Annotated in this window: 28 protein-coding genes and 1 pseudogene; 15 read left to right on the top strand and 14 right to left on the bottom strand. The window is 70.2% G+C overall.

Annotated features, from left to right (window positions below; all coding sequences use genetic code 11):
• Positions 1-16: 16 nt before the first annotated feature.
• From FKO37_RS47590 to FKO37_RS24470, 3 genes are all read right to left on the bottom strand, one after another.
• A complete protein-coding gene (locus FKO37_RS47590) occupies positions 17-682 on the bottom strand; it encodes a GntR family transcriptional regulator (protein WP_167756313.1) in 666 nt (221 codons plus the stop codon).
• Positions 683-742: 60 nt separating this feature from the next.
• Entirely contained in the window at positions 743-2005 is a 1263-nt protein-coding gene (locus tag FKO37_RS24465; RefSeq protein ID WP_238605886.1) for an alpha-hydroxy acid oxidase, read from the bottom strand.
• Between the two features lie 136 nt (positions 2006-2141).
• Positions 2142-3092 carry a LuxR C-terminal-related transcriptional regulator gene (locus FKO37_RS24470; protein WP_238605887.1) on the bottom strand — a complete coding sequence of 317 codons (951 nt, stop codon included), beginning with the start codon at positions 3090-3092 and terminating at the stop codon, positions 2142-2144.
• A gap of 153 nt (positions 3093-3245) precedes the next feature.
• Here FKO37_RS24470 and FKO37_RS24475 point away from each other — a divergent pair, with 153 nt between their 5' ends.
• Positions 3246-4691 (top strand): amidase, encoded by a 1446-nt coding sequence (locus tag FKO37_RS24475; RefSeq protein ID WP_238605888.1) that lies wholly within the window; start codon positions 3246-3248, stop codon positions 4689-4691.
• On the opposite strand, the gene FKO37_RS24480 is transcribed toward FKO37_RS24475, so the two are convergent.
• Both FKO37_RS24480 and FKO37_RS24485 read right to left on the bottom strand, forming a co-directional pair.
• Positions 4669-5517 carry an alpha/beta hydrolase gene (locus FKO37_RS24480; protein WP_238605889.1) on the bottom strand — a complete coding sequence of 283 codons (849 nt, stop codon included), beginning with the start codon at positions 5515-5517 and terminating at the stop codon, positions 4669-4671. The two genes, FKO37_RS24475 and FKO37_RS24480, sit on opposite strands and share 23 nt — an antisense overlap.
• Complete coding sequence (locus FKO37_RS24485; protein ID WP_134727454.1) at positions 5514-6731, bottom strand: amidohydrolase family protein; 1218 nt, start codon at positions 6729-6731, stop codon at positions 5514-5516. The genes FKO37_RS24480 and FKO37_RS24485 overlap by 4 nt, the downstream gene beginning before the upstream one ends.
• 52 nt (positions 6732-6783) lie before the next feature.
• On the opposite strand from FKO37_RS24485, the gene FKO37_RS24490 reads away from it, so the two are divergent.
• Positions 6784-7350: a TetR/AcrR family transcriptional regulator gene (locus FKO37_RS24490; protein ID WP_134661639.1), complete on the top strand. Its 567-nt coding sequence runs from the start codon at positions 6784-6786 to the stop codon at positions 7348-7350.
• Here the strand turns inward: FKO37_RS24490 and FKO37_RS24495 are convergent.
• Together FKO37_RS24495 and FKO37_RS24500 are read right to left on the bottom strand one after the other, a co-directional pair.
• Positions 7351-7545: pseudogene (locus tag FKO37_RS24495) on the bottom strand (IclR family transcriptional regulator C-terminal domain-containing protein); the annotation flags it as partial.
• A gap of 125 nt (positions 7546-7670) precedes the next feature.
• The gene (locus FKO37_RS24500; protein ID WP_037805676.1) at positions 7671-8426 is read right to left on the bottom strand and encodes an IclR family transcriptional regulator; all 756 of its coding nucleotides are present in this window, start codon (positions 8424-8426) and stop codon (positions 7671-7673) included.
• Positions 8427-8465: 39 nt separating this feature from the next.
• Here FKO37_RS24500 and FKO37_RS24505 point away from each other — a divergent pair, with 39 nt between their 5' ends.
• Together FKO37_RS24505 and dmpG are read left to right on the top strand one after the other, a co-directional pair.
• A complete protein-coding gene (locus tag FKO37_RS24505) occupies positions 8466-9368 on the top strand; it encodes an acetaldehyde dehydrogenase (acetylating) (RefSeq protein WP_037805678.1) in 903 nt (300 codons plus the stop codon).
• On the top strand, positions 9365-10390 hold the full coding sequence (gene dmpG, locus FKO37_RS24510; protein WP_308196544.1) for a 4-hydroxy-2-oxovalerate aldolase: 1026 nt from the start codon (positions 9365-9367) through the stop codon (positions 10388-10390). The genes FKO37_RS24505 and dmpG overlap by 4 nt, the downstream gene beginning before the upstream one ends.
• On the opposite strand, the gene FKO37_RS24515 is transcribed toward dmpG, so the two are convergent.
• A complete protein-coding gene (locus tag FKO37_RS24515; RefSeq protein ID WP_238605890.1) occupies positions 10384-10989 on the bottom strand; it encodes a TetR/AcrR family transcriptional regulator in 606 nt (201 codons plus the stop codon). The genes dmpG and FKO37_RS24515 overlap by 7 nt on opposite strands.
• Positions 10990-11081: 92 nt before the next feature.
• Between FKO37_RS24515 and FKO37_RS24520 the strand changes: the two genes are divergently transcribed.
• The 5 genes from FKO37_RS24520 to FKO37_RS24540 all read left to right on the top strand — a co-directional run bounded on the left by FKO37_RS24520 (position 11082) and on the right by FKO37_RS24540 (position 16641).
• Positions 11082-12008, top strand: a complete 927-nt coding sequence (locus tag FKO37_RS24520; protein WP_238605891.1) for an oxygenase MpaB family protein — start codon at positions 11082-11084, stop codon at positions 12006-12008.
• A gap of 67 nt (positions 12009-12075) precedes the next feature.
• A complete protein-coding gene (locus FKO37_RS24525; RefSeq protein ID WP_134661635.1) occupies positions 12076-13104 on the top strand; it encodes an LLM class F420-dependent oxidoreductase in 1029 nt (342 codons plus the stop codon).
• Between the two features lie 177 nt (positions 13105-13281).
• Positions 13282-14589 carry an MFS transporter gene (locus FKO37_RS24530; protein ID WP_037805686.1) on the top strand — a complete coding sequence of 436 codons (1308 nt, stop codon included), beginning with the start codon at positions 13282-13284 and terminating at the stop codon, positions 14587-14589.
• Complete coding sequence (locus FKO37_RS24535) at positions 14586-16001, top strand: aminotransferase class V-fold PLP-dependent enzyme (RefSeq protein ID WP_238605892.1); 1416 nt, start codon at positions 14586-14588, stop codon at positions 15999-16001. The genes FKO37_RS24530 and FKO37_RS24535 overlap by 4 nt, the downstream gene beginning before the upstream one ends.
• 70 nt (positions 16002-16071) lie before the next feature.
• Positions 16072-16641 carry a hypothetical protein gene (locus FKO37_RS24540; protein WP_238605893.1) on the top strand — a complete coding sequence of 190 codons (570 nt, stop codon included), beginning with the start codon at positions 16072-16074 and terminating at the stop codon, positions 16639-16641.
• A gap of 63 nt (positions 16642-16704) precedes the next feature.
• On the opposite strand, the gene FKO37_RS24545 is transcribed toward FKO37_RS24540, so the two are convergent.
• Complete coding sequence (locus tag FKO37_RS24545; protein ID WP_238605894.1) at positions 16705-17439, bottom strand: dienelactone hydrolase family protein; 735 nt, start codon at positions 17437-17439, stop codon at positions 16705-16707.
• A gap of 232 nt (positions 17440-17671) precedes the next feature.
• Here FKO37_RS24545 and FKO37_RS24550 point away from each other — a divergent pair, with 232 nt between their 5' ends.
• Complete coding sequence (locus tag FKO37_RS24550) at positions 17672-18574, top strand: NADP-dependent oxidoreductase (protein ID WP_238605895.1); 903 nt, start codon at positions 17672-17674, stop codon at positions 18572-18574.
• 1 nt (position 18575) lies between these two features.
• On the opposite strand, the gene FKO37_RS24555 is transcribed toward FKO37_RS24550, so the two are convergent.
• The gene (locus FKO37_RS24555; protein ID WP_308196545.1) at positions 18576-20264 is read right to left on the bottom strand and encodes an MFS transporter; all 1689 of its coding nucleotides are present in this window, start codon (positions 20262-20264) and stop codon (positions 18576-18578) included.
• A gap of 132 nt (positions 20265-20396) precedes the next feature.
• Here FKO37_RS24555 and FKO37_RS24560 point away from each other — a divergent pair, with 132 nt between their 5' ends.
• Positions 20397-21461 carry a zinc-binding dehydrogenase gene (locus FKO37_RS24560; protein WP_238605896.1) on the top strand — a complete coding sequence of 355 codons (1065 nt, stop codon included), beginning with the start codon at positions 20397-20399 and terminating at the stop codon, positions 21459-21461.
• Between the two features lie 13 nt (positions 21462-21474).
• Here the strand turns inward: FKO37_RS24560 and FKO37_RS24565 are convergent, their stop codons facing one another.
• Genes FKO37_RS24565 through mrf form a run of 4 tightly spaced genes read right to left on the bottom strand, consistent with a single transcriptional unit; the run spans position 21475 to position 24225 of the window.
• A complete protein-coding gene (locus FKO37_RS24565) occupies positions 21475-22569 on the bottom strand; it encodes a GTP-binding protein (RefSeq protein WP_238605897.1) in 1095 nt (364 codons plus the stop codon).
• Positions 22566-22724, bottom strand: a complete 159-nt coding sequence (rpmF, locus tag FKO37_RS24570) for a 50S ribosomal protein L32 (protein WP_037805693.1) — start codon at positions 22722-22724, stop codon at positions 22566-22568. The genes FKO37_RS24565 and rpmF overlap by 4 nt, the downstream gene beginning before the upstream one ends.
• On the bottom strand, positions 22724-22987 hold the full coding sequence (locus FKO37_RS24575; RefSeq protein WP_134727464.1) for a type B 50S ribosomal protein L31: 264 nt from the start codon (positions 22985-22987) through the stop codon (positions 22724-22726). The genes rpmF and FKO37_RS24575 overlap by 1 nt, the downstream gene beginning before the upstream one ends.
• Positions 22984-24225, bottom strand: coding sequence for a ribosome hibernation factor-recruiting GTPase MRF (mrf, locus tag FKO37_RS24580; protein ID WP_134727465.1), 1242 nt, complete (start codon positions 24223-24225; stop codon positions 22984-22986). Before mrf ends, FKO37_RS24575 begins: the two co-directional genes overlap by 4 nt.
• A gap of 78 nt (positions 24226-24303) precedes the next feature.
• Here mrf and rpmB point away from each other — a divergent pair, with 78 nt between their 5' ends.
• From rpmB to rpsR, 4 genes are read left to right on the top strand one after another with little or no spacing between them, the layout of a single operon-like run.
• A complete protein-coding gene (rpmB, locus tag FKO37_RS24585) occupies positions 24304-24540 on the top strand; it encodes a 50S ribosomal protein L28 (protein WP_009078885.1) in 237 nt (78 codons plus the stop codon).
• Complete coding sequence (gene rpmG, locus FKO37_RS24590; protein ID WP_037805699.1) at positions 24541-24708, top strand: 50S ribosomal protein L33; 168 nt, start codon at positions 24541-24543, stop codon at positions 24706-24708.
• Positions 24708-25013: a 30S ribosomal protein S14 gene (gene rpsN / locus FKO37_RS24595; RefSeq protein WP_037805700.1), complete on the top strand. Its 306-nt coding sequence runs from the start codon at positions 24708-24710 to the stop codon at positions 25011-25013. Before rpmG ends, rpsN begins: the two co-directional genes overlap by 1 nt.
• On the top strand, positions 25010-25255 hold the full coding sequence (gene rpsR, locus FKO37_RS24600; RefSeq protein WP_037805702.1) for a 30S ribosomal protein S18: 246 nt from the start codon (positions 25010-25012) through the stop codon (positions 25253-25255). The genes rpsN and rpsR overlap by 4 nt, the downstream gene beginning before the upstream one ends.
• Positions 25256-25283: the final 28 nt, after the last annotated feature.

The following is a 25283-nucleotide window of genomic DNA, read 5'->3' on the forward strand; positions in this document are numbered from 1 at the left end:
GTCCCGGCAGGAACGCTCACGGCAGCAGGTGGGGCACCTCGTTCCGGCGGCGCAGCGCGAGGTGCATCATCGCGCGACCGCCGAGTTCGAGGTCGTCCTCCAGGGCCTTCAGAGCGGTCTGGCCGCCGACGCGGAGCTGGTCGACGAGGTGCCGGTGCGTCGTCGCCAGGTGGGCCGCGGAGGACTCGGCGCGGATCGTCGCGAGCATGCAGTTCAGTTCGTTCTCGCAGGCCCGGTGCGCGGCGAGCACGCGAGGATTCCCGCTGGCCTTCACGATTTCCGTGTGCACCGCGCTGTGTGCCTCGATCACGTGCCGCCACGGGGTTTCGGCGGTCATCGCTTCGAGTCGCCGCACCGCTTCGTCCACCGCGTCGAAGTTCGCGTTCTGCAGCAGAGCCAGCCGGAGCGCACCGAGTTCCAGAATGGAGCGGTACGAGCACATCGCGTCGATGCGTTCGGTCGTCACCGCGGGGACGACGATGCCCTTGTTGCGCTGGTGTTCGAGGAGGCCCTCGGACACCAGCGTCTGCAGGCCGGACCGCACCGAATGCCGTCCGGCGCCGAAGCGGGCGCTCAGCGATTCCTCGGTGAGCCGCGTCCCGGGCTCGAGGAGGCCGTCCAGGAGGTCGTCGCGGAGGGCTTGCGCGATGCTTCCCGGCGTACTGCCCGCCTGTTCGCGCACTTCGCCACTCGTTTCAGCAGAACTTCCCACAGCGACTGCCGATCTTAGCCGAGCCCGCCGTCACATCCGGGCGGGCAGCCGCAGGGAGGCGTGTTCCGCCGTGATCTCGTCAGTGCGCTTGACGCCGAGAAGCCGCAACGTCCGCACGTACTCGGCGCGGAGGATCTCGATCGCGCGCTCGACGCCTTGCTCGCCGGCCGCCATCAGGCCGTACAGGTAGGCCCGGCCGACCATCGCGGCCGACGCGCCCAGCGCCCGTGCGGCAACGAGGTCCGCGCCGGTCCGGACGCCGGTGTCGAGGATGACCTCGCAGTCGTCCCCCACGGCGTCCACGACGCGCGGCAGCAGTTCGAGCGGGGTCGGCGCGCGGTCGAGCTGGCGGCCGCCGTGGTTGGAGAGCACGAGGGCGTCGACGCCGGAAGCGGCCATCTCCTTGGCGTCCGCGACGCTCTGAATCCCTTTGACGACCAGCTTTCCCTGCCACAGCCCGCGCAGCCACCGCAGGTCTTCGACGGTCAGCGACGGGTCGAACATCGTGCCGATCAGTTCCTCGACGGTGCCGTCGAAGTTGCTCAACGCGGCGAATTGCAACGGTTCGGTGGTCAGCAGGTTCATCCACCAGGACGGCCGGACCGCGATCCCGGCGAGGGTGCGGACGGTCAGCGTCGGCGGGATCGTCAGTCCATTCCGGACATCGCGCATCCGCGCCCCGCCGATCGGGGTGTCGACCGTGAGAACGAGCGCCTCGTACCCGGCCTGAGCTGCGCGTTCGACCAGCGCTTCGCTCGCGGCGCGGTCCTTCCAGAGATAGAGCTGGAACCACTGCCGCGCGGACGGTGCGCTGGCGCGGACGTCTTCGAGATCGGTGGTGCCCATTGTCGAGAGCACGTACGGGATCCCGGCGCGGGCGGCCGCGCGGGCGACGGCGATCTCGCCCTCGTGGTGCATCATGCGGGTGAAACCGGTCGGTGCCAGCACAAGCGGCAGCGCGGACTGTCCACCGAGGACGGACGTCGCCGGGTCCACCTCGGTGACGTCCTGCAGCACGCGCGGATGCAACTCGACGTTTTCGAAGGCCCGCCGTGCCCGGCCGAGGCTGATTTCCTGCTCCGCCGCGCCGTCGACGTAGTCGAAAACCGGCCGCGGCGTGCGGCGGCGGGCGATGGTGCGCAGGTCGTCGATGGTGTGCGTGGTGGCGAGGCGGCGCTCGCGGACGTCGAACCGGGGCTGCCGGAATTTGAGCAGCGGCCGGATCTCCGACGGCCGGGGCAGCCGCCGCTTGATCGCCCGCCGGGGCAGGTGCTCGGGTTCGAACGTGGTCATCCGCTGCCTCCTGGCCGCCGGGGGATCGGTACACAATCGCGAATCGGTGAACTTCGTGCTCCATCGGCGCTCGCGCGATTCATGGGCAGGAGGAGTGAAACACGGCCCCATCGGGAGCGCAAGGATTGTGACACAATCAGCGGTGCGCGGCCTCCAGCGCGCCGAGCGTGTCGAGGTCGTGCTCGAGCGCGTGCCGGGCCAGCGCGGTCCGGTTCGGGCAGTCGAGCTTCACCAGCGAAGACTCGACGTGGCTGCGCACCGTCCGAACTGCGATCCCCAGTGCCACCGAGATCCGCTCGTTCGACCATCCGCGCGCGACCAGACCGACGACATCCAGTTCCCGCCCGGTCAACGGCCCGGGATCGGGCAGGCGGGAAATCCGCAGCAGCACTCCGTCCGGACGGCGCGCCCGGACGAGCACCTGCCACCAGACGCCGTCCGCGTCCCGATGGCGGAATCCGGTCCGCTCGCCCGTGGTGCACCGCGCGGCGAGCCGGGCCTCGTGTTCGCTCAGCGGCAGGCGCTCCATCGCAGCCGAGCGCACGTCGACCTTCGCCGGAGAGACGAGCAGGACGACGTCGGCCGCGGGGTCACCCGGTTCCGCACCGGGGTCGGCCAGCGCGGCGAAATCATGAGACAGCATCGTGAGCGCGAGGACGGATCCGTCGTCCAACGGCCGATCGTGGAGGGAACTCAGCGCGACGAAGCTGCGCTCCGGACCGGAACCGGGCGAGAGCGGCAGCGTCACGCCTTCGCGGAAACCGTAGGGCTGGATGCCTTCCCGGTACGTCCTGGTCTCGTGGACCTCCGGGATGTCGACGAAGCGCAGCGGCAGGCCCAGCCGGGTCGCGCGCAGGTGGATCGGGCACTTCCAGCGGTAGGTCGTGGTCAGGTAGCCGAGCATGTCCGCGGGATAGCCGAGGTTGACCGTCGTGGTGTGCTGTTTGCTGCCGCTCACCAACGCGACGCAGGCGAAACCGAGTTTGTCCCGCACTGCGCGGAGCGGGGTTTCGACGGGCAGTTCGCCGCGGCCCGCCGCGCGCACGTCCCGGGCGAGCCGGGCCCACCACTGCACATCCGCGGTCATTTCCGCACCTCCGCTGCCGGACGGAGCATGAACGGCCGCCGCCGCGGATGTCAACGGGACGCACATCCGCGGCGGCGACGGAACGGCTTTTCGGCCGATGCCGCCGCCCGCGCCCGCTCATAGCCTTCCGTTCCCCGGCTGAAGGAGACTTCGATGAACCTTGACGAATACGCCGCCCTCGACGCGACCGCACTGGCCGCGGTCATCGCCTCCGGGGAGGTCACCGCCGAGGAGGTCGCGGCACTGGCGGTCGAAGCCATCGGCAAGGTGAACCCGGAACTGAACGCGGTCGCCGACGGCCCGTTCGAGCGCCCGCTCGACTACTCGCGCGACGGCCGGTTCGCCGGAGTCCCGTTCGCGATCAAGGATCTCGTGCTGCACGCTGCCGGAGTGCCGACCCGGATGGGCACGCGGATGCTCGGGCAAGGCATCGTGCCGCCGGCGGACACCCACCTGATGGAGCGCTTCCGCGCGGCGGGCCTGGCGACGCTGGCGGTCACGACCACGCCGGAGCTGGGGTTCAACGGCAATTCCGAAGCGCTGGTCTACGGTTCGACGCGCAATCCGTGGAACACCGGGCACAGCGCAGGCGGATCCAGCGGCGGTTCGGCGGCGCTCGTCGCGGCCGGGGCACTCCCGATCGCGCACGCCAACGACGGCGGCGGGTCGATCCGCGTACCCGCGGCCTGCAACGGCCTGGTCGGACTGAAGCCCAGCCGCGGCCGGGTGCCGACCGGTCCGGACTACGCCGATCCGTTGTACGGCATGGGGGTGGAACTCGCGGTGTCGCGGACGATCCGGGACACCGCGGCCCTGCTGGACGAGGTCGCGATGAGCTATCCGGGCGACCCGTACGTCCTCGCCCCGCCCGCGCGCCCGTGGCTCGACGAGGTCGGCGCCGATCCCGGACGGCTGCGCATCGGCCTGCACACCGAATCCTGGGCGGGCAGCTACGTCGACCCGGAGGTGGCGCGCGCGGTCGAAGCCGTGGCCGAGGTGCTCGAAGCGGCGGGCCACCACGTCGAACGCGCGACGCCGGTCTTCGACTGGGAAGCGTTCCTGCACACGAATCACGTGCTGTGGTCCGGATTCCTGGCCGGTTCGGTCGCCGGGATCGAAGAGCTGACCGGGGTCGCGGCGAGTCCCGAGAATCTCGAACGCACCACGTGGGCGTGCGTCGAGTACGGCCGTTCGATCAGCGCGATGGAACTGACCGCGGCGTTGGGCGCGATGAACGCCGTTTCCCGGGAGGCAGGCCGGTTTTTCAGCGGATACGACCTGCTGCTGACCCCGACGATCACCACCCCGGCGCCGCCGCTGGGCCGTCTGGACGCGAACGCGGATCTCACCGCGGCCGAGTGGACGAAGCAGCTTTTCGACGTTTGCTCGTTCACGCCGTTGTTCAACCTGATCGGTGCTCCGGCGATCAGCCTCCCGCTGGGCGAGTCCTCGCGGGGGTTGCCGATCGGAGTGCAGCTGGGCGGGCCGGTGTGTTCGGAATCGTTGCTGCTGCGGGTCGCCGCGTTCCTGGAGGAAGCGATGCCGTGGGCAGCCCGGCGACCCGCAGTCCACGCCGCTACTGGGACCGGCACGTCCTGAGGTAGCTGAGGAACGACGCCTGCAACCCGGTCACGTGCGTTTCGCGCAAGACCTCGCTGGTGACGGCGGGCGACGTGACGCGGTGCAGGAACGTGGCCGCGTGTTTCGCGAGGTTCTGGTAGACGGCCAGGTCCCCGAAAAGCTCCCGGTCGTTGACGGTCACGTGCAGCTTGGCGGCGGGCCGCCGGTCGCCAAGCTCGCGGAGTTGAGCGAAGACCTGGCTGTCTTCACCGATAACGCCGGGGCTGCCCGCTCCGACGCTCTCGAAGAGCGGGCAGCCGCTGAGCCAGGCGTACAGGCTGAAAAGCCCGCCGTAGGAGTAGCCGAAGAGGCCGTGACCGCTCTCGGCCGTGCCGTAGTCGCGTTCGATGCGCGGGTGGAGTTCTTCGGCGAGGAAGGCCAGGAACGCGTCGGCGCGGGTGTCGCGAAGTTCGGCGAGGTAGGCGTCGGCCTCCTCGCGGGTCATCCGGCCCGTGCTGACGCCCATCTCCACGGCATCCACGAATTCCGGGGCGACGGGTTCGCCGGGCGGCACGAGGTCGCGGTTGCGCAACCGCGCCCAATGCTGCGCGTCCTCGCCCGCGTAGCCGACGCTGACCTGCAGGTACGGCTGGATCTGCTGCATGGGATCCGCCTGCGTGACGATCAGCGGGGCGGTCTGGCCCACGGCCCAGTTGCCGTCGAGCACGTAGACGGCCGGTGCCCGCGTCGTGGCGGGGTCGTAGCCCGGCGGCGTGGTGACCCAGACGCCGTAGTCGTACCCGCTGCCGGAACGCATTTCGAAGTATTCGGTGTCGGCGAAGCAGCCGTGCCACAGGGTGCTCATCGGAGGTCCTTCACTACGCGTCCGGCCTGGACGACGACGATCGCGTTGGCCGGGTCGGAGAAAAGCTGCGGATTCTCGAGCGGATTTCCGTTCCAGAGCACGAAATCCGCCTGAAAGCCGGGAGCGATGACTCCCACTTCGCCGGCAAGGCCGAGGATCTCGGCGTTGGTTTTCGTGGCTGCCACGAGAGCATCCATCGGCGTCTCCAGACCGGCTCGCAAGGCGAGTTCTTCGCCTCGGTGGTGCTGGGCCGGCCCGATGAGGTCAGACCCCAGCCCGATCCGCAGCCCGGCCTTCTTGGCGACAGCGAGCGCCTCGGCCATCCGCTCGCGAACGCCCAGCACTCGCTCGCGGATCGACTCGTTGAGGCCAGTGCTCGCGGTGTCTCGAAGCAGTTGTTCAACGACGGCGAACGTGGGCACCAGGGCAACGTCGTGCGCGGCCATCAAGGCGGCTGTCGGCTCGTCGATGTCGGTGCCGTGCTCGACGCAGCGCACCCCGGCCTCGACGGCGTTCCGGATGCCTTCGTTGTTGTGCGCGTGAACCGTCACGTAGGTGCCGCGCGCGGCGGCTTCTTGAACCGCGACAGCGATTTCTTCGCCGGTGAACTGGGTGTCGGTCAGCTGGTCATGCGAGCTGACCACCCCGCCGGTCACGCAAAGCTTCAAGAAAGAGGCTCCGCGACGGAAGGCCTCGCGCACGTTGCTGCGCAGCTCGTTCGCGTTGCCCGACTGCATGGACAGGGCGCACAGGCCCGGGATGTGATGGTCGCTCCACCGTTCGGTCGGCTCCCATTCGGCTCCGTAGTAGCCGTGGCCGCCGGTCTGGCATTGAACCGGTCCGCACGACAGCACGCGCGGCCCCCGGACCTTCCCCTTGGCGATCGTGGTGACGACGCCGCCGTCGATGCCGCCGGTGTCCCGGACCGTCGTGAACCCGGCGTCGAGCGCCGCGCCGGCCGTGGCGAAGATGTCCGCCGCGAGCTCGGCGGTACTGAGCCGAAACGCGAACTGCGGTTCGATCGGGCTCGACAGCCCCAGGTGGACGTGCGCGTCGATCAGGCCGGGCGTCATCGTCAGCCCGTCGGCAGCGAAGCGCTCGCCGGACGCGTCGGACTCCGCGATCACCCCGTCTTCGACCGTGACCGTGACCTCGGCGGGATCTCGCCCCGACCCGTCGACGACCGTCGCGCCGACTACCTGAAACCGTCCCACGAGCTGTCCCTCCGCCGTTGCACCGTTCTTTTCCAATGGATAAACTGCGGAGGTGACCTTGTCAAGCACGGAACCCCAGGGCGACGCCCGCGAGCGTCTTCTGGCGCGGCTTCTCGACGCCTTCGACGGGACGCTTCCCTCACCGGAGGTCTCGCTGCGCGAGGTCGCCGCCCGGGCCGACACCAGTCATGCCCTGCTGCGCTACCACTTCGGATCGCTGCCGGGGGTCCTGGCGGCGATGCTCAAGGCGCAGCGAACCCGCGACAACGAGGCACTGTTCGAGACGGCTCGCGACAGCACCTTCGACGAGTTCGTCGTGGCGATCTGGCGGACCTATACCCGCCCGGAGCAGCTGTCTCGGGTTCGCGGGTTCTTTCATGTCGCAGGGCTGGCGGCGTACCGGCCGGAGGACTTCCGCGAGCTGGTCGAGTCGCTGGACGACCTGACGAAGATGCTGGCTTCGCTCGCGGAACGCGAGGGGCGGAGTGCCAGGGATGCGCTGACGATGGCGACTGTTGCCGTCGCGGCGATTCGTGGTTTGTTGTTGCAGGAGGTGCTGACTCCGGAGGGCCATTCGGAGGATGCGGTCGCGTTGATCCTCCGGATGAGCAAGGGCTGATCAGGTCTCGGAAACCGTCCGCGACAACGCCAGTGCCACCGTCCGCACCGCGGGTGCGACGCGTTCGGTGCGCATCCGCGTTGCCCATCCGGAGATCGACACCGCGGCCACGGCGAGTCCGTTCGCGTCGACCAGCGGGCTCGCCGCGCAGACGACGCCGACCCCGGATTCCTCGCGCTCGAAGGCGATCCCGTCTGACCAAGATGCTGGCTTTGCTCGCGGAACGGCAAGGGCGCAGTGTCAGGGAGGCGCTGACGATGGCGACCGCCGCCGTTTCGGAGGATGCGGCCGCGTTGATCCTCCGGATGAGCAAGGGCTGATCAGGTCTCGGAAACCGTCCGCGACAACGCCAGTGCCACCGTCCGCACCGCGGGTGCGACGCGTTCGGTGCGCATCCGCGTTGCCCATCCGGAGATCGACACCGCGGCCACGGCGAGTCCGTTCGCGTCGACTAGCGGGCTCGCCGCGCAGACCACGCCGACGCCGGATTCCTCGCGCTCGAAGGCAATCCCGTCCTCGCGGATCCGCGCCAATTGGCGGCGCAGCAGCCCGGGCGCGGTGATCGTTCGCGGGCTGACCCGGGGCAGCCCGGCGTCGATCACGCGCGTCACGACGTCGTCGGGGGAGCAGGACAGGATCGCCTTCCCGACCCCGGTCGCGTGCGCGGGAAACCGCCCGCCGGTGCGCGAGGGCAGATCCGGCGCGTCCGGCCCGCGCAGCACGTCCAGGTACACCACTTCGGTGCCTTCCAGGACCGCCAGATGCACCGTGTTCCGCGTGGCCTCCCGCAGATCCGCCAGATACGGCCGAGCCGCCTCCACCAGGCCGCGGCGGCGCACCGCGAGCTGGCCGATCTCGAAGAGCCGCAGTCCTAATCGGACCGAGGTGCCGTCGCGTTCCAGCAGGCCGGTGTCGGCCAGGTGCCCGGCGAGCCGGTGCACGGTCGTCTTCGCCAGCCCGGTCCGGCGCGCCAGCTCGGACACGCCGAGCGCGTCGTCGCCGGGGCGGAAGGCTTCCAGCACGGCGGCGACCCGCGCGGTCACGAGCCCGTCGCCGTTCCGTCCAGTGGTACGCATGGGTTGAGTGTGCCCCATCCCGGCGAGCACCGTGGCGGCATGGCGGAACGCAAGGTGACGGCCGCGATCGTCGGCCCGGGCAACATCGGTACGGACTTGCTGGCAAAACTCCAGCGCAGCGAGCACGTGGAAGTGCGCTACATGGTGGGCGTCGACCCGGCGTCGGACGGGCTCGCCCGCGCCGCGAAGCTCGGGCTCGAGACGTCCGCCGAGGGCGTCGACTGGCTGCTGGCGCGCGCGGAACTGCCGCAGCTGGTGTTCGAATCGACGTCGGCGAAGGCACACAAGGCCAACGCGCCGCGGTACGCCGAGGCCGGCATCCGCGCGATCGACCTGACGCCCGCCGCGGTCGGCCCGCTGACCTGCCCGGCGGTGAATCCGCCCGACCAGCTGACCGACCGCAACGTCAACATGATCACCTGCGGCGGCCAGGCGACCATCCCGATCGTGCACGCGGTTTCGCGGGTGACGCCGGTGTCGTACGCGGAGATCGTCGCGTCGGTGTCGTCGCGGTCGGCCGGACCGGGCACGCGCGCGAACATCGACGAGTTCACCGAGACCACCTCGCACGCGATCGAGAAGGTCGGCGGCGCGGACAAGGGCCGCGCGATCATCATCATCAACCCGATGGACCCGCCGATGATCATGCGCGACACGGTGTTCTGCGCGGTCGACCCGGACGCCGACTTCGACGCGATCAGCGAATCCGTGCACCGCATGGTGAAAGACGTCCAGCAGTACGTGCCGGGCTACACGCTCAAGGCCGACCCGCAGTTCGACCCGCCGCGCCCGGACTGGAGCGGCAAGGCCCGCGTGGGCGTCTTCCTCGAGGTCGCGGGCAACGGCGACTACCTGCCCAAGTACGCGGGCAACCTCGACATCATGACCGCCGCCGCCGCGCGCGTCGGCGACCTCTTCGCCGCTCAGGAGGTGGCCGCGTGAACAACACCGACGTCCGGCTGGTCGACACCACCCTGCGCGACGGCAGCCACGCCATGGCGCACCAGTTCACCGAACAGCAGGTCCGCGACACCGTCCGCGCGCTCGACGACGCGGGCATCTCGCTGATCGAGGTGACCCACGGCGACGGCCTCGGCGGCTCGACCTTCAACTACGGCTTTTCCTTGGTGGACGAGCGAAAGCTGATCGCCGCCGCGGTCGACGAGGCGAAGCAGGCGAAGATCGCCGTGCTCCTCCTGCCCGGCCTCGGCACGGTCACCGACCTGCGCGCGGCGGCCGACCTCGGCGCGGGCGCGGTGCGGATCGCGACCCACTGCACCGAGGCCGACGTGTCCATCCAGCACTTCGGCGCGGCCCGCGATCTCGGCCTGGAAACCGTCGGATTCCTGATGCTGTCGCACATGTCGACGCCGGAGGACCTCGCGAAGCAGGCCCGGATCATGGCCGACGCGGGCTGCCAGTGCGTGTACGTCGTGGACTCCGCGGGCGCGCTGATCCTGGACGACGCGTCCGACCGGGTCGCCGCGCTCGTCGCGGAACTCGGCGACGACGCCCAGGTCGGCTACCACGGGCACCAGAACCTGAGCTTCGGCGTCGCCAACTCGGTGCTCGCGTACCGCGCGGGGGCCCGGCAGATCGACGGTTCGCTCGCCGCGCTCGGCGCGGGGGCGGGCAACTCGCCGACCGAGGTCCTGGCGGCCACGTTCGAGCGGCTCGGCATCAAGACCGGCGTGGACAAAGACGTGCTGATGGAAGCCGCGGAGAACGTGGTGAAGAAGTACCTGACCCGGCTGCCGGTGATGGACCGGTCGTCGATCATCCAGGGCTACGCCGGCGTGTACTCCAGCTTCCTGCTGCACGCCGAACGCGCCGCCGAGCGCTACGGCGTCCCGGCGCACGAAATCCTGTACAAGGTCGGCGAGGAACGCTACGTCGGCGGTCAGGAGGACATGATCATCGACATCGCGCTGCGGCTGCGCGACGAGCGGGCAGCCGCTCAGTGAGCCCCCGGGTCGAAAGCGTCCGCGTCGAGCACGAGCTGCACGCAGTGCTCGACGAGACGCTCGCGGCTCACCTTCAGCGTGCCGTCGAGGTAAGCGATGAACACGTTGCTGAGCGCGCCGACGAGACCGATCGCCACCAGCTGGCGGCCGGTTTCGTCGCCGCGCGACAGCTGTTCGCCGACAAGCGTGGTGAACGCCGGGAGCAGGTGCAGGCCGCGCTGGGTCAGCGCCGGATCGGTCAGCGGCGCGAGCAGAAGCACGCGGCCCTTGCGCGGGTCGTCCAGCACCAGCTCCACGAACGCGGTCACGGCGCGTTCGGCCCGGCGGCTCGGATCGGCTTCGCCGGACACCGCGTCGGCCAACGCTTTCCTCGCCTGGTCGCCGACGTCCTCGTACACCGCGGCGACCAGGCTTTCGCGGTCGGCGAAGCTTTCGTAGAAGTACCGCTCGGTCAGTTTCGCCGACCGGCACACCGCGCGGACGCTCACCGCCGCGCTGCCCTGCGCGCCCAGCAGGTCGAGCCCGGCGGCCAGCAGCTGGGCCCGGCGCTGGGCCTTGCGGTCGTCCAGCGTCGTGCCCGCCCACGTGCGGCCCGGCATGCCCCGCTCCCGTCCCGAGTTGACCACAGATGTTGTCACATCCTAACCTGACAACAGCTGTAGTCACTTCGCCGACCCGCCGAGGAGCCGCGATGAGGGACGCACCGGAGCCGCTGGGACCGGACTCGCTGACCTGGAAGTACTTCGGAGACTGGCGCGGGCTGCTGATCGCGCTGTGGGCCGGGTCGATGCAGAACATGCACCCGGGCCTCGGCGCGGGCGTCGAGGAGCATTCGAGGTTCTTCGAGGAGCGCTGGCAGCGGCTGTTCCGGTCGCTGTACCCGATCGGCGGCGTGGTCTACGACGGCCCGCTCGCGCACCGCACGGCGCTGGAGGTGCGCGGTTACCACGACCGGATCAAGGGCGTGGACGCGAAAGGCCGCCGCTACCACGCGCTCGACCCGGACACGTATTACTGGGCGCATTCGACGTTCTTCGTCAGCACCGTCCTGATCGCCGACCATTTCATGGGCGGCATCGGCGAAGAGGAGAAGCGCACGCTGTTCGACGAGCACGTGCGCTGGTGGCGGATGTACGACATGACGATGCGGCCGGTGCCGGAATCGTGGGAGGACTTCCAGCGGTACTGGAAGCACATGTGCGCCGAGGTGCTGGAGGACAACAAGGCCACCCGCGACGTCCTCGACCTCCGCGGCATCGCGAAACCGCCGTTCCTGCCGTGGCTTCCGGATCCGCTGTGGAAACCGGTCGCGAAGATCATCGCGAAACAGTTCGTGTGGCTGACCGTCGGACTGTACGACCCGGAAGTGCGCGACCTGCTCGGCTACCGCTGGACCGCACGGGACGCCCGCCGGCACCGCCGCGTGGGCAAGCTGATCAACGCGGCGTTCTCGCTGCTACCGCACGACCGCCGCTACCATCCGCGGGCACGGGCGGGCTGGCGGCGCGCCCGCGGCGAACTGGCCCCGGGGACGCCGCCGGTCGAAACCCCGCGCCGCAATCTTCCCCCGCTCGCCGAGCGCGGGAAACCGGAGCACTACTCGCCGGACGTGCCGTGAAGGGCTCCTTCCGGGACTCTGCTTCCCGGAAGGAGCCCTGCACGGGCTTCGAGATCAGGAGGGCTTGATGAAGCTGGGCTTTCACCTCGGGTACTGGGGGAGCGGGCCGATCCCGGGCGCGCAGGAGACCGTGCTCGAAGCCGAACGGCTCGGATTCGACTCGGTGTGGTCGGCCGAGGCGTACGGGTCGGACGCGTTCACCCCGCTGGCCTGGGTCGGCGCGGCGACCAGCCGGATCAAGCTCGGCACCAACATCGTGCAGATGTCCGCGCGCACCCCGACCGCGACCGCGATGAGCGCGCTGACCATGGACCACCTGTCCGGCGGACGGTTCGTGCTCGGGCTGGGCGCGTCCGGGCCGCAGGTGGTGGAGGGCTGGTACGGCCAGCCGTATCCGAAGCCGCTGGCGCGCACGCGCGAGTACGTCGAGATCGTGCGCAAGGTGCTGGCCCGCGAGGAACCGGTGACCCTCGACGGGCAGTTCTTCCAGCTGCCGCTCAAGGGCGGGACCGGACTGGGCAAACCGCTCAAGCCGACCGTGCACCCGCTGCGCGCCGACCTGCCGATCTACCTCGCCGCCGAAGGCCCGAAGAACGTCGCGCTGGCCGCGGAGATCTGCGACGGCTGGCTGCCGCTGTTCTTCTCGCCCAAGTCCGACGGCTTCTACCGGGCCGCGCTGGAGGAGGGCTTCGCCCGCCCGGGCGCGCGGCGGAGCGGCCTGGACGGGTTCGAGGTCGCCGCGTCGGTGCCGGTGATCGTGCACGACGACGTCGAGGAGGCGGCGAGCTTCATCAAGCCGGCGCTGGCGCTGTACATCGGCGGGATGGGCGCGAAGAGCGTGAACTTCCACCACGACGTGTTCGCCCGGCTCGGCTACGCGGACGTGGCGGACAAGGTGCAGGAGCTGTACCTGGCGGGGCGGAAGGAAGAAGCGGTCAAGGCGATCCCGACTTCGCTGGTCGAGGACACTTCGCTGATCGGCCCCGCGGAGAAGATCCGCGAAGAGCTGGCGGCGTGGGAAGCGACGGTGGTGACGACGCTGCTGCTGCGCGGGGACGCCGGGTCGCTGGCGAAGGCGGCGAAAGCGCTGTCCTGACGAGAGAAGCTCGTGAGCGGCGAGGCCGGTCAGAACCGGCACCGCCGCTCACGAGGCGGTAGTCGGCCCGGTACGGCCAGTGCATCACGACGGTGGCACGATTCCTCCCGACCACTACCCGGAACCGGCGAAGATCCATTAGGCATGCGTTCGTCGTTCCGCCTTGGAGGAGGACCTTTGGCGTCGCTGTCCCGCCGCACGAGATTCCGCTACTCGCTCGGCTCCTTCGTCACCGGCGGGTTCGGCACGGTGCCCGGGCTGCTCCTGCTCCCGTACCTGACCGACACCATGGCGGTGCCCGCCGCGGCGGCCGGGATCATCGTGTTCGTGCCCAAGGCGTGGGACGTGGTTTTCAACCCGGTCGCCGGGCGGCTGTCCGACGCCGACCTCGCGCGCACCGGCAGCAGGCGGCGCTTCCTGCTGCGCGGCGGGATCGGTGTCGCGATCCTGTTCTTCGCGTTGTTCGCGCATCCCGGCTTCGGCACGCCGGTGTGGGACGCGACGTACGTCGTCGTGATGTTCTTCCTGTGCGCCACCGCGTACGCGTTCTTCCAGGTGCCGTTCAACGCGCTTCCGGCCGAGCTGACCGATTCCGCCGAGGAACGCACGAAGCTCACCAGCGTCCGGATCGGCGTGCTGGCGGTCGCGGTGCTGGTGTCCGGCGGCGGCGCCCCGGCGATCACCGACCTGCTGCCCGGCGTGGCGGGCTACCGGGTGATGGGCCTGGTGATGGCGGTGATCATCCTGGCCGCCACGCTCGGCGTCTACTTCGGCCTGAAGGGCGCGCCGGTCGGCTCGCTGCGGCCCAACACGGTGCGGCTCAAGGAATTGGCGCGCACCATCGCGCAGTGGCGTTCGTTCCGGTGGCTGATGGGCGTCTACTTCATCCAGGCGCTCGGCATCGGCACCGTGCTGGCCGCGATCCCGTACTTCGCGCAGCACGTCCTCGGCGACCCGAGTTACCGCACCTACCTGTTCGTCGGCTTCGTCGGGCCCGCGCTCGTCACCATGCCGCTCTGGCCGCGGGTGGGCGCGCGCTGGGGCAAGCTCGCCGGCTTCCGGATCGCCACCACGTCGTTCTTCGTCGGCCTCGTGGCGATGTACTTCGCCGACCGGCTCCCGTTCGCCGCGACGCTGGTGTTCGTCGCGCTCGCCGGCGTCGGCTACGCGGGCATTTCGGTGTTCCCGCTGGCGATCCTGCCGGACCTGATCAGCGCCGAGGAGGAGCGGACCGGCGAGACCAGGGCGGGCGTGACGGCCGGCGTGTGGACCGCGTCCGAAACGCTCGGGCTCGCGCTCGGGCCGGGATTGTTCGGGCTCGTGCTGCAGGGCGGGAGTTACGTGTCGAGCACCGGCACGACCGCCGTCCCGCAGCCGCACTCGGCGATCACCGCCATCGTGATCGGCGCGTCGGTGCTGCCCGCGGTGCTGATCGCGCTCGGCATCCCGCTGCTGCGCCGTTCGGTCCTGGAGAAGCAGGCGTGAACGACGTACTGGCGCGGCTGCGCGAACTCCGCTCCGGCGACCTGCCGACGCACGGCGGGCGCACGCTCGCCTACGTGTACGACAGCGGACTGTCCGAAGTGGACGAAATCGCCGCCGCCGCGCACGCGCTGGCCAGCTCCGCCAACGGACTCGACCCGACCGCGTTCCCCAGCCTGCTGCGGATGGAGAACGACCTGGTCGCCCGCGCGGCCGGACTGCTCGGCGGGACGCCGGAGACGGTCGGCACGGTGACGTCCGGCGGCACCGAATCGTGTCTGCTCGCGGTCCTCGCCGCCCGCGACGCGCGGCCGGACCTCGCTTCGCCGTCGATCGTGCTCCCGGAGACCGCGCACGCCGCGTTCCACAAGGCCGCGCATCTGTTCGGGGTGCGGAAGATCGTGGTGCCGGTCGATCCGGAGACCTTCCGCGCGGACCCGGCGGCGATGACCGCGGCCATCGACGACTCGACCGTGCTCGTCGTGGCGAGCGCGCCGTCGTACGCGCACGGCGTCGTCGACCCCATCGAGGAGATCGCCGCCGCCGCTTCGGCACGCGGGGTGCGCATGCACGTGGACGCGTGCATCGGCGGCTGGGTGCTGCCGTACTTCGCGAAGCTGGGCGCGGACTTGCCGCCGTTCGACTTCCGCGTTCCGGGCGTCACCAGCATTTCCGTGGACCTGCACAAATACGCCTACTGCGCCAAGGGTGTCTCGGTCTTGCTGCACGCCTCGGCGGAACTCCGGCGCACTCACTACTTCGCCAGCGCGGCCTGGCCCGGCTACACGATGCTCAACCCGACGCTGCAGAGCACCCGCTCCGGCGGTCCGCTCGCCGCCGCGTGGGCCGTCGTGCACCACCTCGGCGAGGACGGTTACCTCCAACTGGCCTCGCGGACGCGGGAAGCCGTCGGACGGATTCGTGCTGGCGTGGCTTCGATTCCGGGCCTGCGCGTGCTGGGCGAGCCGGTGTCGACGCTGGTCGCGTTCACCGGCTCGGACGGCTTCGACCTGTTCACCGTCGCCGACGAGATGAAGGCACGCGGCTGGTACGTCCAGCCGCAGTTCGCGCACGGGACTTCCCCGCTGAACCTGCACCTCACCGTCACCGCCGCGAACCACGGCAGCGAGCCGGAATTCCTCGCCGACCTGGCGGCCTCGGTCGAGGCGGCGCGGACGGAAGGCTCGGTGCGGGTCGATCCGGACGTCGCCGCGTTCGTGGCCGCGTTGGACCCGGAAACGTTGACGTCTGAGCAGTTCGGTGGGCTGCTCGCTGCGGCGGGCCTGACGGGTGGTGGCGGGTTGCCGGAGCGGATGGCTCCGGTCAATGCGTTGCTGGCGGTTGCGCCGGAAGCATTGCGGGAGCGGCTGCTGGTGGAGTTCCTCGGCGCGCTGTACACGCCGTCCTCGGAGTAGCGCAACCGATCGGCCGGTCGCCCGTCCAGGGATCGTGGGGAGTTCCGAGGAAAATCGAAGACCGGGTTTGGTGCGGGCTGCAGTCGTCTTCGGGTGCGGCTGGCTGCCCTTGGCCGCGGTGAAGTACTTCGCCGTCGGTCTCGGCCGGGCTATTCCGTTGCCCGAGATCCTGTACCTCGCTCCGGCGTGGCTGCTCGCCGCGATCGGGACCGCAGTCAGCGCGCGGATGGCGACGCGCAGGCTGGGCCGACGCGGCACGGCCGGGTGGGCGGTGGCCACCGCCGCGGTGATCGCGCTGATGGTCTGTGTCAACTGGGTGCACTTCCATGCCACGACCTGGTACGCGATGCACCGGTCGGAGTACGCCGCCGTGCTGCGCGATGCCGAACACCGCGTGCCGACCGAGCCGTTGCCCGAAGACGTCTTGTCGATCGACACCGGGAACGGCCCGCGGGTGTGGTATATCCGCGTCTGGAAGGGGTTTCTCGCGTGCTCGGCCGGATACGCGCACTTCGACGGTTCCCCGGAGAAGTACATGCCCGGCGTGGTGATCGACTCGCACGACTACCTCGACGACGGCCTGGGCTGCGCCCTCCATCCCGCGGTCGAGGTCGGCGACGGCTGGTGGTGGGTCGAGTAGTGGCCGCACCCGGCGCCCGGTCGTGATTCCGGACCGGTGCGCCGGGTCAGCTGTTCAAGGCCCTCAGCCGCGGGGCAAGGCGCGTCCGAGGAGCGGCACCAGGTTTTCCCAGTGCTGCCGCAGCGCGGCGGGATCGAACGTGTCGGTGTCGGCCATGGTGAAGCCGTGGACCGTGCCGGGGTAGATCTCGGACGTGCAACTGACCCCTGCGGCATCGAGTGCGCGGTTGAGTTCGGCGAGAGTTTCCGTCGTCAGATCGGATTCCGCGTGGCCGAAGTGCGCTTCCGCGGTGATCCGGGAGAAGACCTCGGGCCCGGCAGCGCCGACCGGGGCGTGGAATCCGGCGACGGCGGCCACCTGATCCGGATGGGCCGCAGCGGTGCGGACCGCGAGAAGGCCGCCGATGCAATAGCCGGTGACCCCGACCGGTCCGGCGCTGACTTCGGGCTGGGCGGCGAGGAATTCGAGATAAGCGGCGGCGTCGCGAAGGACCAGTTGGGGGGTGTGCGCTTCGATCATGGACAGCACACGAGCGAAAACGCCGGGACGCTCCTCCGCTCCGATGAACTCCGGAAGTTCGAGCACTGGCGCCGGGCCGTGCCGGTAGAAGTAGTTGGGCACGAGCACGTAATAGCCGTGTCCGGCCAGTTCTTGGGCCATCTCGCGGATTACGGGCCGGATCCCGAAGCCGTCGGCGTACATCAGCACGCCGGGGTGCTGTTCGCCGTCGGCGGGGAACGCGGCGAACGCGTCGGCCTGGCCGTCAGGGGTGGGGATCCGCAAAGTCTTGTCGGGCATGAATTCTCCTGTCGTCGGTTGAGGTGGCTGTCAACACGACGAAGCAGGCGGGGCCCGCGCGGCGCTCAGGAGAGCACCGGGTAGCCGATCCGTGAGTGGCGCGAGGCCGTCCCGGTAGTCATCGCTGATCAACCTAGCCGATCTCGCGGCGCCGGTCGACCCTCTCGGCTTGACGTCAAGTCCGCTTGATGTCGAACACTGGCGGTGATCGACACGAGCGCTGGAGGCGGCGATGAGCAAGGCGATGGGGTTCCGCGAACTGGGCGGGCCGGAAGTGCTGCGGCTGGAGGAGGTGGCGGAACCGCGTCCCGGGCCGGGGGAGGTCCGGATCCGGGCGAAGGCGGCGGGGGTGCAGGCGTTCGACATCGCGGTGCTCGCGGGACTCATCCCGGTGCCGGAACCGGGCGCGTTCACCGTGCCGGGCAACGAGTTCGCCGGAATCGTCGACGAAGTCGGGGAAGGCGTCGAAGGGTTCGCGGCGGGCGACGAGGTGCTCGGCTTCGGGCGGCTGGGCGCGTATCAGGAACTGGTCGTCGCCGGAGCGGACCAGGTGGTGCCCAAGCCGCCGGAGATGCCGTGGGAGGTCGCGGGCGCGTTCACCGCGGCGGCGCAGACGGCGGAGATCGCGATCGAGCGGATCAACGTCGGTCCCGGCGACACGGTGCTGGTGCACGGCGCGGCGGGCTCCGTCGGGGCGATGGCGGTGCAGCTGTCCCGGTTGCGTGGCGCGAAGGTGCTCGGCGTCGCGCGTCCGGCGTGGCACGAGCAGGTGCGGGCACTCGGGGCGATTCCCCTTGCCTACAGCGAGGATTTCGTCGAACGGGTGGCTCCGCACGGCGTCACGGCGGCGATCGACGGGGTCGGCGGCGTCGCGCTGGAGTACACATTGGACCTCATTGAGGACCGGTCCCGGATTCTCACCCTGGTCGAGCACGACCGCGCCGACGAGCTGGACATCAAGCTCACCGTGAACGACCGCTCGGCGGCTCGCCTCGCGCGGTTGGCGGCCCTGTACGCGAAAGGCGAGCTGACGCATCGCATCATGGCGACCTTCCCGCTCGCCGAAGCCGCCGAAGCGATGCGGACCTATCAGGCGGGGAACATCCACGGCAAGATCGTGCTCACCATGGACTGACCTAGTCCTGGTGAAAGTACCGCTTCCCCCGCGACGCGGACGCCAGCGCGGCGACCAGCGCCATCGCCGCGGCCGCGACGAACACGGTGACCAGTCCGTCGTGGAACGGCCCGGAAATGAGGGTGGGGAAGAACTCCTTGCCGGTCAGCGCGGCGGAATCGGCGGGGGAGAGCTGGCCGAGCACGCCGGGGCCGACCAGGTGCGCCACCGGGTTGCTGCCCAGGAACGCGGCGAAGAGGGTGCTCACCGGCGGCAGCTGGGCGATGTTCGCGGCGACGTCCGCCGGGACGCCGTGCGCCTGCAGCCCGCCGGTGAGCGTCGCGGGCAGCGATCCGGCCAGCCCGGCGATCATGAGCGAGAAGAACACGCCGATGGACAGCGACGTCCCGGAGTTCTGGAACGTCGAGCGCATGCCGGACGCGACGCCGCGCTGGTTGTCCGGCACGCTGCTCATGATCGCCGAGGTGTTCGGCGCGGAGAACATGCCCTGGCCGATCCCGCTCAGCACGAGCAGCAGCGCGAACGCCGGGTAGCTGAAGTCCACCGGCAGCGCGAGCAGTCCGAGGAAGGACCCGGCGACCAGCAGCAGCCCGCCGGTGGAGAACAGCCGCGCGCCGAACCGGTCGGAGAGGAAGCCGGACACCGGTCCCGCGATCAGGAACCCGGCGGTGAGCGGCAGCAGGTAGATCCCGGCCCACAGCGGGGTCTGCTCGTAGTCGTAGCCGTGCAGCGGGAGCCAGATCCCCTGCAGCCAGATGATCAGCATGAACTGCATCCCGCCGCGCGCGATCGCGGTGAGCAGCGCCGCGAGGTTCCCGGCGGTGAAGGCGCGGATGCGGAACAGCGACAGCTGGAACATCGGCGACGGCACTTTGGTCTCGATCACGCAGAACCCCGCCAGCAGCGCGATCCCGGCGCCGAGCCCGCCGAGCACCCACGGGTTGCCCCAGCCGGTGGCCGCGCCGCCGTAGGGCTGGATGCCGTAGGTGATCGAGGCGAGGATGACCGCGGTGCCGAGCGCGAAGGTCACGTTGCCGCCCCAGTCGATCCGCGACCGCTGCGGCGTGCTGATCTCGCGCAGGCTGCGGATCGACCAGACGGTGCCGAAAATGCCGAACGGCACGCTCACCCAGAACACCGCGCGCCAGTCGAGTTCGGCCAGCAGCCCGCCCGCGACCAGGCCGAGGAACTGCCCGGCCAGCGCGGTGATCTGGTTGACGCCCAAGGCCATTCCGCGCTGTTCGCGCGGGAAGGCGTCGGTGAGGATCGCGGCGGAGTTCGCGGTGAGCATCGCGCCGCCGACGGCCTGCACCACCCGCCAGCCGATCAGCCACAGCGCCCCGCCGCCCGCGTGGAACGGGTCGAACGACAGGGCCACCGAGGCGGCGCTGAAGATCACGAACCCGATGTTGTACATCCGGACGCGGCCGAACATGTCGCCGAGCCGCCCGAGCGTCACCACCAGGACCGCGGACACCAGCAGGTAGCCGAGGATCATCCACAGCAGGTAGCCGATGTTGGCCGGGGCCAGCGGGTCGAGCCCGATGCCGCGGAAGATCGCCGGCAGCGAGATGATCACGATCGACCCGTCCAGCGCCGACATCAGCACGCCGAGCGTCGTGTTGGAGAGCGCGACCCACTTGTAGCGCCCGCCGTGCCGTGCCTGGGTGTCGATCGTCCGGTCCGCCACAATCGACAGCCTAGACTGATAAACCTAGCCTGTTCAACTCGTGCGAAACGGACGAACCATCCTGGTAGCGACGGACTCCTGGCTGCCCTTCCCGTTTGTGCCGACGATGGGAGCGGGGCGAAGGAGGATTCGGTGAAGGCTGCTGTGCTCAGGGAATTCGGGCGCCCGTTGTCGGTCGAGGAGGTCGCGGAGCCGGTGCCGGGCACCGGGGAGGTGGTGGTGGACGTCGTCGCGGCGCCGGTGCTGCACTACACCGCCGAGGTGGTCAGCGGCGCCCGGCGGTACGCGCTGGAACTGCCCGCGATCCTGGGCACCGGCGCGGTCGGCCGGGTGCGGTCAGTCGGCCCCGACGCGACGAAACTCCGGCCGGGCGATTGGGTCCGCTGCGATCCGACGGTCCGCTCTCGTGACGACGCGGTGACGCCGGACGTCGTCCTGCAAGGTTTGACCGCGCGCGGCGACGGGGGATTGGCTCTGCAGCGCCATTTCCGGAACGGCGGGTTCGCCGAGCAGATCATGGTCCCGACGGAGAACGCGGCCCCGCTGGGCGAGATCGACGAGGCCGACGCGGGCCGGTGGGCCGCGCTCGGGATCTGCTTGGTGCCGTACGGCGGACTGCTCGACGGCGGATTGCAGCCGGGGGAAACGGTGCTGGTGAGCGGCGCGACCGGCACGTACGGCGGGGCGGCGGTGGCTGTGGCGCTCGCGATGGGCGCGGGTCAGGTGATCGCGCCGGGCCGGAACCGGTCCGCGCTGGCCGATCTGGAACGGCGCTTCGGCCACCGCGTCCGGACAGTCGTGGTGAGCGGCAACGAAGACGAGGACCGCGAGGCCATGCTCTCCGTGGCGGGACCAGTGGATCTGGTGCTGGATCTGCTGCCGCCGTCCGCGTCGGTCACCGCCGTGCGCGCGGCCGCGATGACGGTCCGGGAGTTCGGCCGCGTGGTGCTGATGGGCGGGATCGGGGACGACCTCGCGCTGCCGTACCCGTGGCTGATGCTGAACAGCGTGACGGTGCGGGGCCGGTGGATGTACCCGCGCGACGCGGTGCCGAAGCTGATCGCGCTGGCCCGATGCGGACTGCTGGACTTGACGCAGTTCTCGGTGGACGAGTTCGCGCTGTCCGCGGTCGGCGAGGCGGTGGAGCACGCGGCTGCGGTAGGTGGCCGGTTCCGGCTCACGGTGGTGCGGCCGTGAGCCGGAACTGTCCTTAGTGGACGCGGACCGGTTCCCATTCGGGGAACGGGTCGTCGGTGGCGAGGCTGTCGGAGAGGCAGGTTTCGAGCGCGTCGAGGAGCGCGGTGTGCTCGAGTCCGATGCCGATGAGCACCAGCTCCTGCCTGGGCCCGTCAGCAACGCCCTGTGGTTCGAACCGTGCGACGCTGCCTGCCTGTGACCACAGCCCGAGCGTGCCCGGCCGAGTGCTGAGGCTGAAGAATCCCTTCGACCGCAGCACCGTGCCGAACTCGCCGGAGTCCAGTCGCGAGGTCACGAACTCCCACAACCGCACCGGGTCGAACGCGCGCGCGGAGCGGAACACGACGCTGGAAATGCCGTACTCCTCGGTCTCCGGCACGTGATCGCCGTTCAGTTCCGCCACCCAGCCCGGCGCTTCCTGCGCGCGTTCGGCGTCGTACCGGCCGGTGCCGAAGACCCGCTCCAGCGGCACCCGGCCGAACTCGGCGGACACGACGTCGGCGGCCGGGTTGAGGCGGCGCAGGGAGGCGAGCAGCCGGTCCCGTTCGGCCGGGGTGACGAGGTCGGTTTTGTTCAGCAGCAGCACGTCGGCGAACTCCACCTGGTCCATCAGCAGGTCGCTGACCGTCCGCTCGTCGCCCTCGTACTGGTCCAGCCTGCGCTCGGCCAGGCTGTCCCCGCGCGCCAGTTCGCGCGCGAAGTTCGCCGCGTCCACCACGGTGACCATCGTGTCCAGCCGCGCCGACGACAGCACCGGGGAGCCGTCGTCGGCGGGGAAGGAGAACGTCGCCGCGACCGGCATCGGCTCGGAGATGCCGCTCGACTCGATGAGCAGGTGGTCGAACCGGCCGTCGTCGCACAGCCGGGCGACCTCGTCGAGCAGATCCTCGCGCAGGGTACAGCAAATGCACCCGTTGGTCATCTCGACCAGCCGCTCCTCGGTCCGCGACACGCTGTCCCGCACGAGCGCGGCGTCGATGTTGACCTCGCTCATGTCGTTCACGATCACCGCGACCCGCAGGCCCTCGCGGTTGGCGAGGATCCGGTTGAGCAGCGTGGTTTTCCCGGCGCCGAGGAATCCGGAAAGGACAGTGACCGGGACGCTCACCGCTCGAGCCGCTGGAAGTGCTTGATCAGCTTGCGCGGCACCAGTTTCCGCTCGCCGTCCACGACGATCGGCACCAGGTCCGGCGCCGCCGCCTTCCACTGCGAGCGGCGGGACCGGGTGTTGCTGCGGGACATTTTCCGCTTCGGGACGGCCATCAGCGCGCACCCCCTGCGCGGCGCTGCCCGTACCGGCGGTGGAACTTCTCGACCTGGCCCGCCGAGTCGAGGATCCGCTGGGTGCCGGTCCAGAACGGATGCGACCACGAGCTGATGTCCACCACCACCAGCGGATAGGTGTTCCCGTCGGACCATTCGATGGTCCGGTCGGAGGTGGCGGTGGAGCGGGTCAGGAACGCGTCGCCGGTCGACGAGTCCTTGAAGACCACCGGGTGGTAGTCGGGGTGGATGCCGGGTTTCACAGGGTTTCGTCCTTCTGGTTGGCGGCGTTCGCGTGCCGGTCGGGTTCTTCGGTTTCTTCGCAGGGGTCCTCGTGCCAGTCCCCGAACGGGTCGGGGTAGGCGCGCCAGGCCGCTTCGCCTTCGGCGAGTTCGGCGTCGGTGAGCAAGGCGGCTTGCAACGCGCTCTCGATTTCCGCGGGAGCGGCTTGGTCGGTGACGATCACCAGCTCCTGCGCGCGGTCGCCGTGCACCGGGTCCCAGCGCAGCGAGGCGAGCGTGCGGCGTTCGGGGGAGACGTCGGCCCAGTCCGGTCCGTCCGGCGAGGCGAGCCACGGGCCGGCGTGCCCGATGCCGAGCCCGCCGCCCGCCGATTCGATCCAGAACGCGACGTCCGGCTGACTCGCCACCCAGGCCCGGCCACGAGTGCGGACCACGCCGTCGAGCAGCAGGTCGATCGCCTCGTGCAGCCGCTCCGGATGGAACGGGCGCTGCGCGGTGAACCGCAGCAGTTCGATGCCGCAGTCCGGGTGCAGTGGCGGAGCGCCGCGCAGCAACGCGCCGTGCAGGTCGGTGACCTCGCCGCGGCGGGCGTCGGCCGGGATCGCGGCGAACAGCCCGGCGGCGTCGGTGCGGGCCAGCTCGACGCGCGGGACGGACGGCGCGACCCGGTCCAGCACCGCGGCGGATTTGGCCGCGCACCACGCGTCCGGCGCGGCTCCGGCGAGCACGAGCACGTCCGCGGATTCCACTTGGGACAGTGCGACCTGCGCGACCGTCCGCTCGTCTTCGGGGCTGCCCTGCAGGCCGCGCTCGGCGAGCAGGTCGTCGCCGGTGACGTCGGCGAGCCAGGTCGCGCAGTCCAGCACGGTGAACACCGCTTCGAGTTCGACGTCGTCGCTCACCGGGCGGTCGCCGACCAGCACGTTGCGGATCGCCCAGCTCACCGGCTCCGGCTCCATCGCCTCGTCCAGCCGCACCACGATGCGGTCGACCTGCGGCATCCGGGCCAGCCGGCGCAGCAGCGGCAGCAGGTCCTCGCGCAGCGTGCAGTTGACGCAGCCGTGCGCGAGTTCGAGCGGGGTCAGCTCGTCGCGCCCGCGCAGCAGGATCCGGCGGCGGACGACGCCGGAACCGATGTCGCGCAGGTCGTGGTGGACGACGGCGGTGCCGGGGCTCGCGCGGAGCAGGAGCGCGGCGAGGTCGCCGGTGCGGGCGATCCCGCTGCAGAGCACGAGCGGGACACGCGGACGTTGGGGCACTGGATCTCCAGACGACGGGGCGGGGTACGGTGACGAGCGTAGTTGAACATGAATGTCACTATCAACTTGGGAGGGTCCGTGTCAGCCGTGTGCCAGGTCACCGGCCGCAAGCCGGGCTACGGCAAGCAGGTCTCGCATTCGCACCGCCGCACGTCGCGCCGGTGGGAGCCGAACCTGCAGACGCGCCGCTACTACGTGCCGAGCCTCGGCCGCACCGTGCGGCTCAAGGTGTCGGCGAAGGGCATGAAGACGATCGACAAACGCGGCATCGACGCCGTGGTCGCCGATCTCGTCGCGAAGGGAGCGAAGTTCTAGATGGCGAAAAGCACCGACATCCGGCCGATCGTCAAACTGCGGTCGACCGCGGGCACCGGCTACACGTATGTCACCAAGAAGAACCGCCGCAACAATCCGGACCGGATGGTGTTGCGGAAATACGACCCGGTGGCGCGCAAGCACGTCGAATTCAAGGAAGAACGCTGATGGCGAAGAAGTCGAAGATCGCGAAGAACGAGCAGCGGAAGGTGATCGCCGCGCGGTATGTGGAACGCCGGCGCGCGCTCAAGGCGGTGATCGCGTCGCCGTCCGCCTCGGCCGACGAGAAGGCGGACGCAGTGGTTGCGCTGCAACGGATGCCGCGCGACGCGAGCCGCACGCGGATTCGCAACCGCGACGCCGCCGACGGCCGCCCGCGCGGATACCTGCGGAAATTCGGGCTGTCCCGGGTGCGCATGCGGCAGATGGCGCACAACGGGGAACTGCCCGGCGTCTCGAAGTCGAGCTGGTGATCGCCGTGCCCAAACCGGACCGCACGCCGCGCCGCCGCCCGAATCCCTTCCATACGGCCGGAATCACCCAGGTCGATTGGAAAGACGTCGACCTGCTGCGGAAATTCATCTCCGACCGCGGCAAGATCCGGGCCCGCCGGGTCACCGGATTGACGCCGCAGCAACAGAAACAGGTGGCCACCGCGATCAAGAACGCACGGGAGATGGCGCTCCTGCCGTACCCGACGGCGGCGCGGAGCTGAAAAAACCGGATGCGGGCAGCGGGCCGGG

Origin of the sequence: Amycolatopsis sp. Poz14 (assembly GCF_006704225.1) — a bacterium.
In the GTDB taxonomy this organism is placed as follows: Bacteria; Actinomycetota; Actinomycetes; order Mycobacteriales; family Pseudonocardiaceae; genus Amycolatopsis; species Amycolatopsis nivea.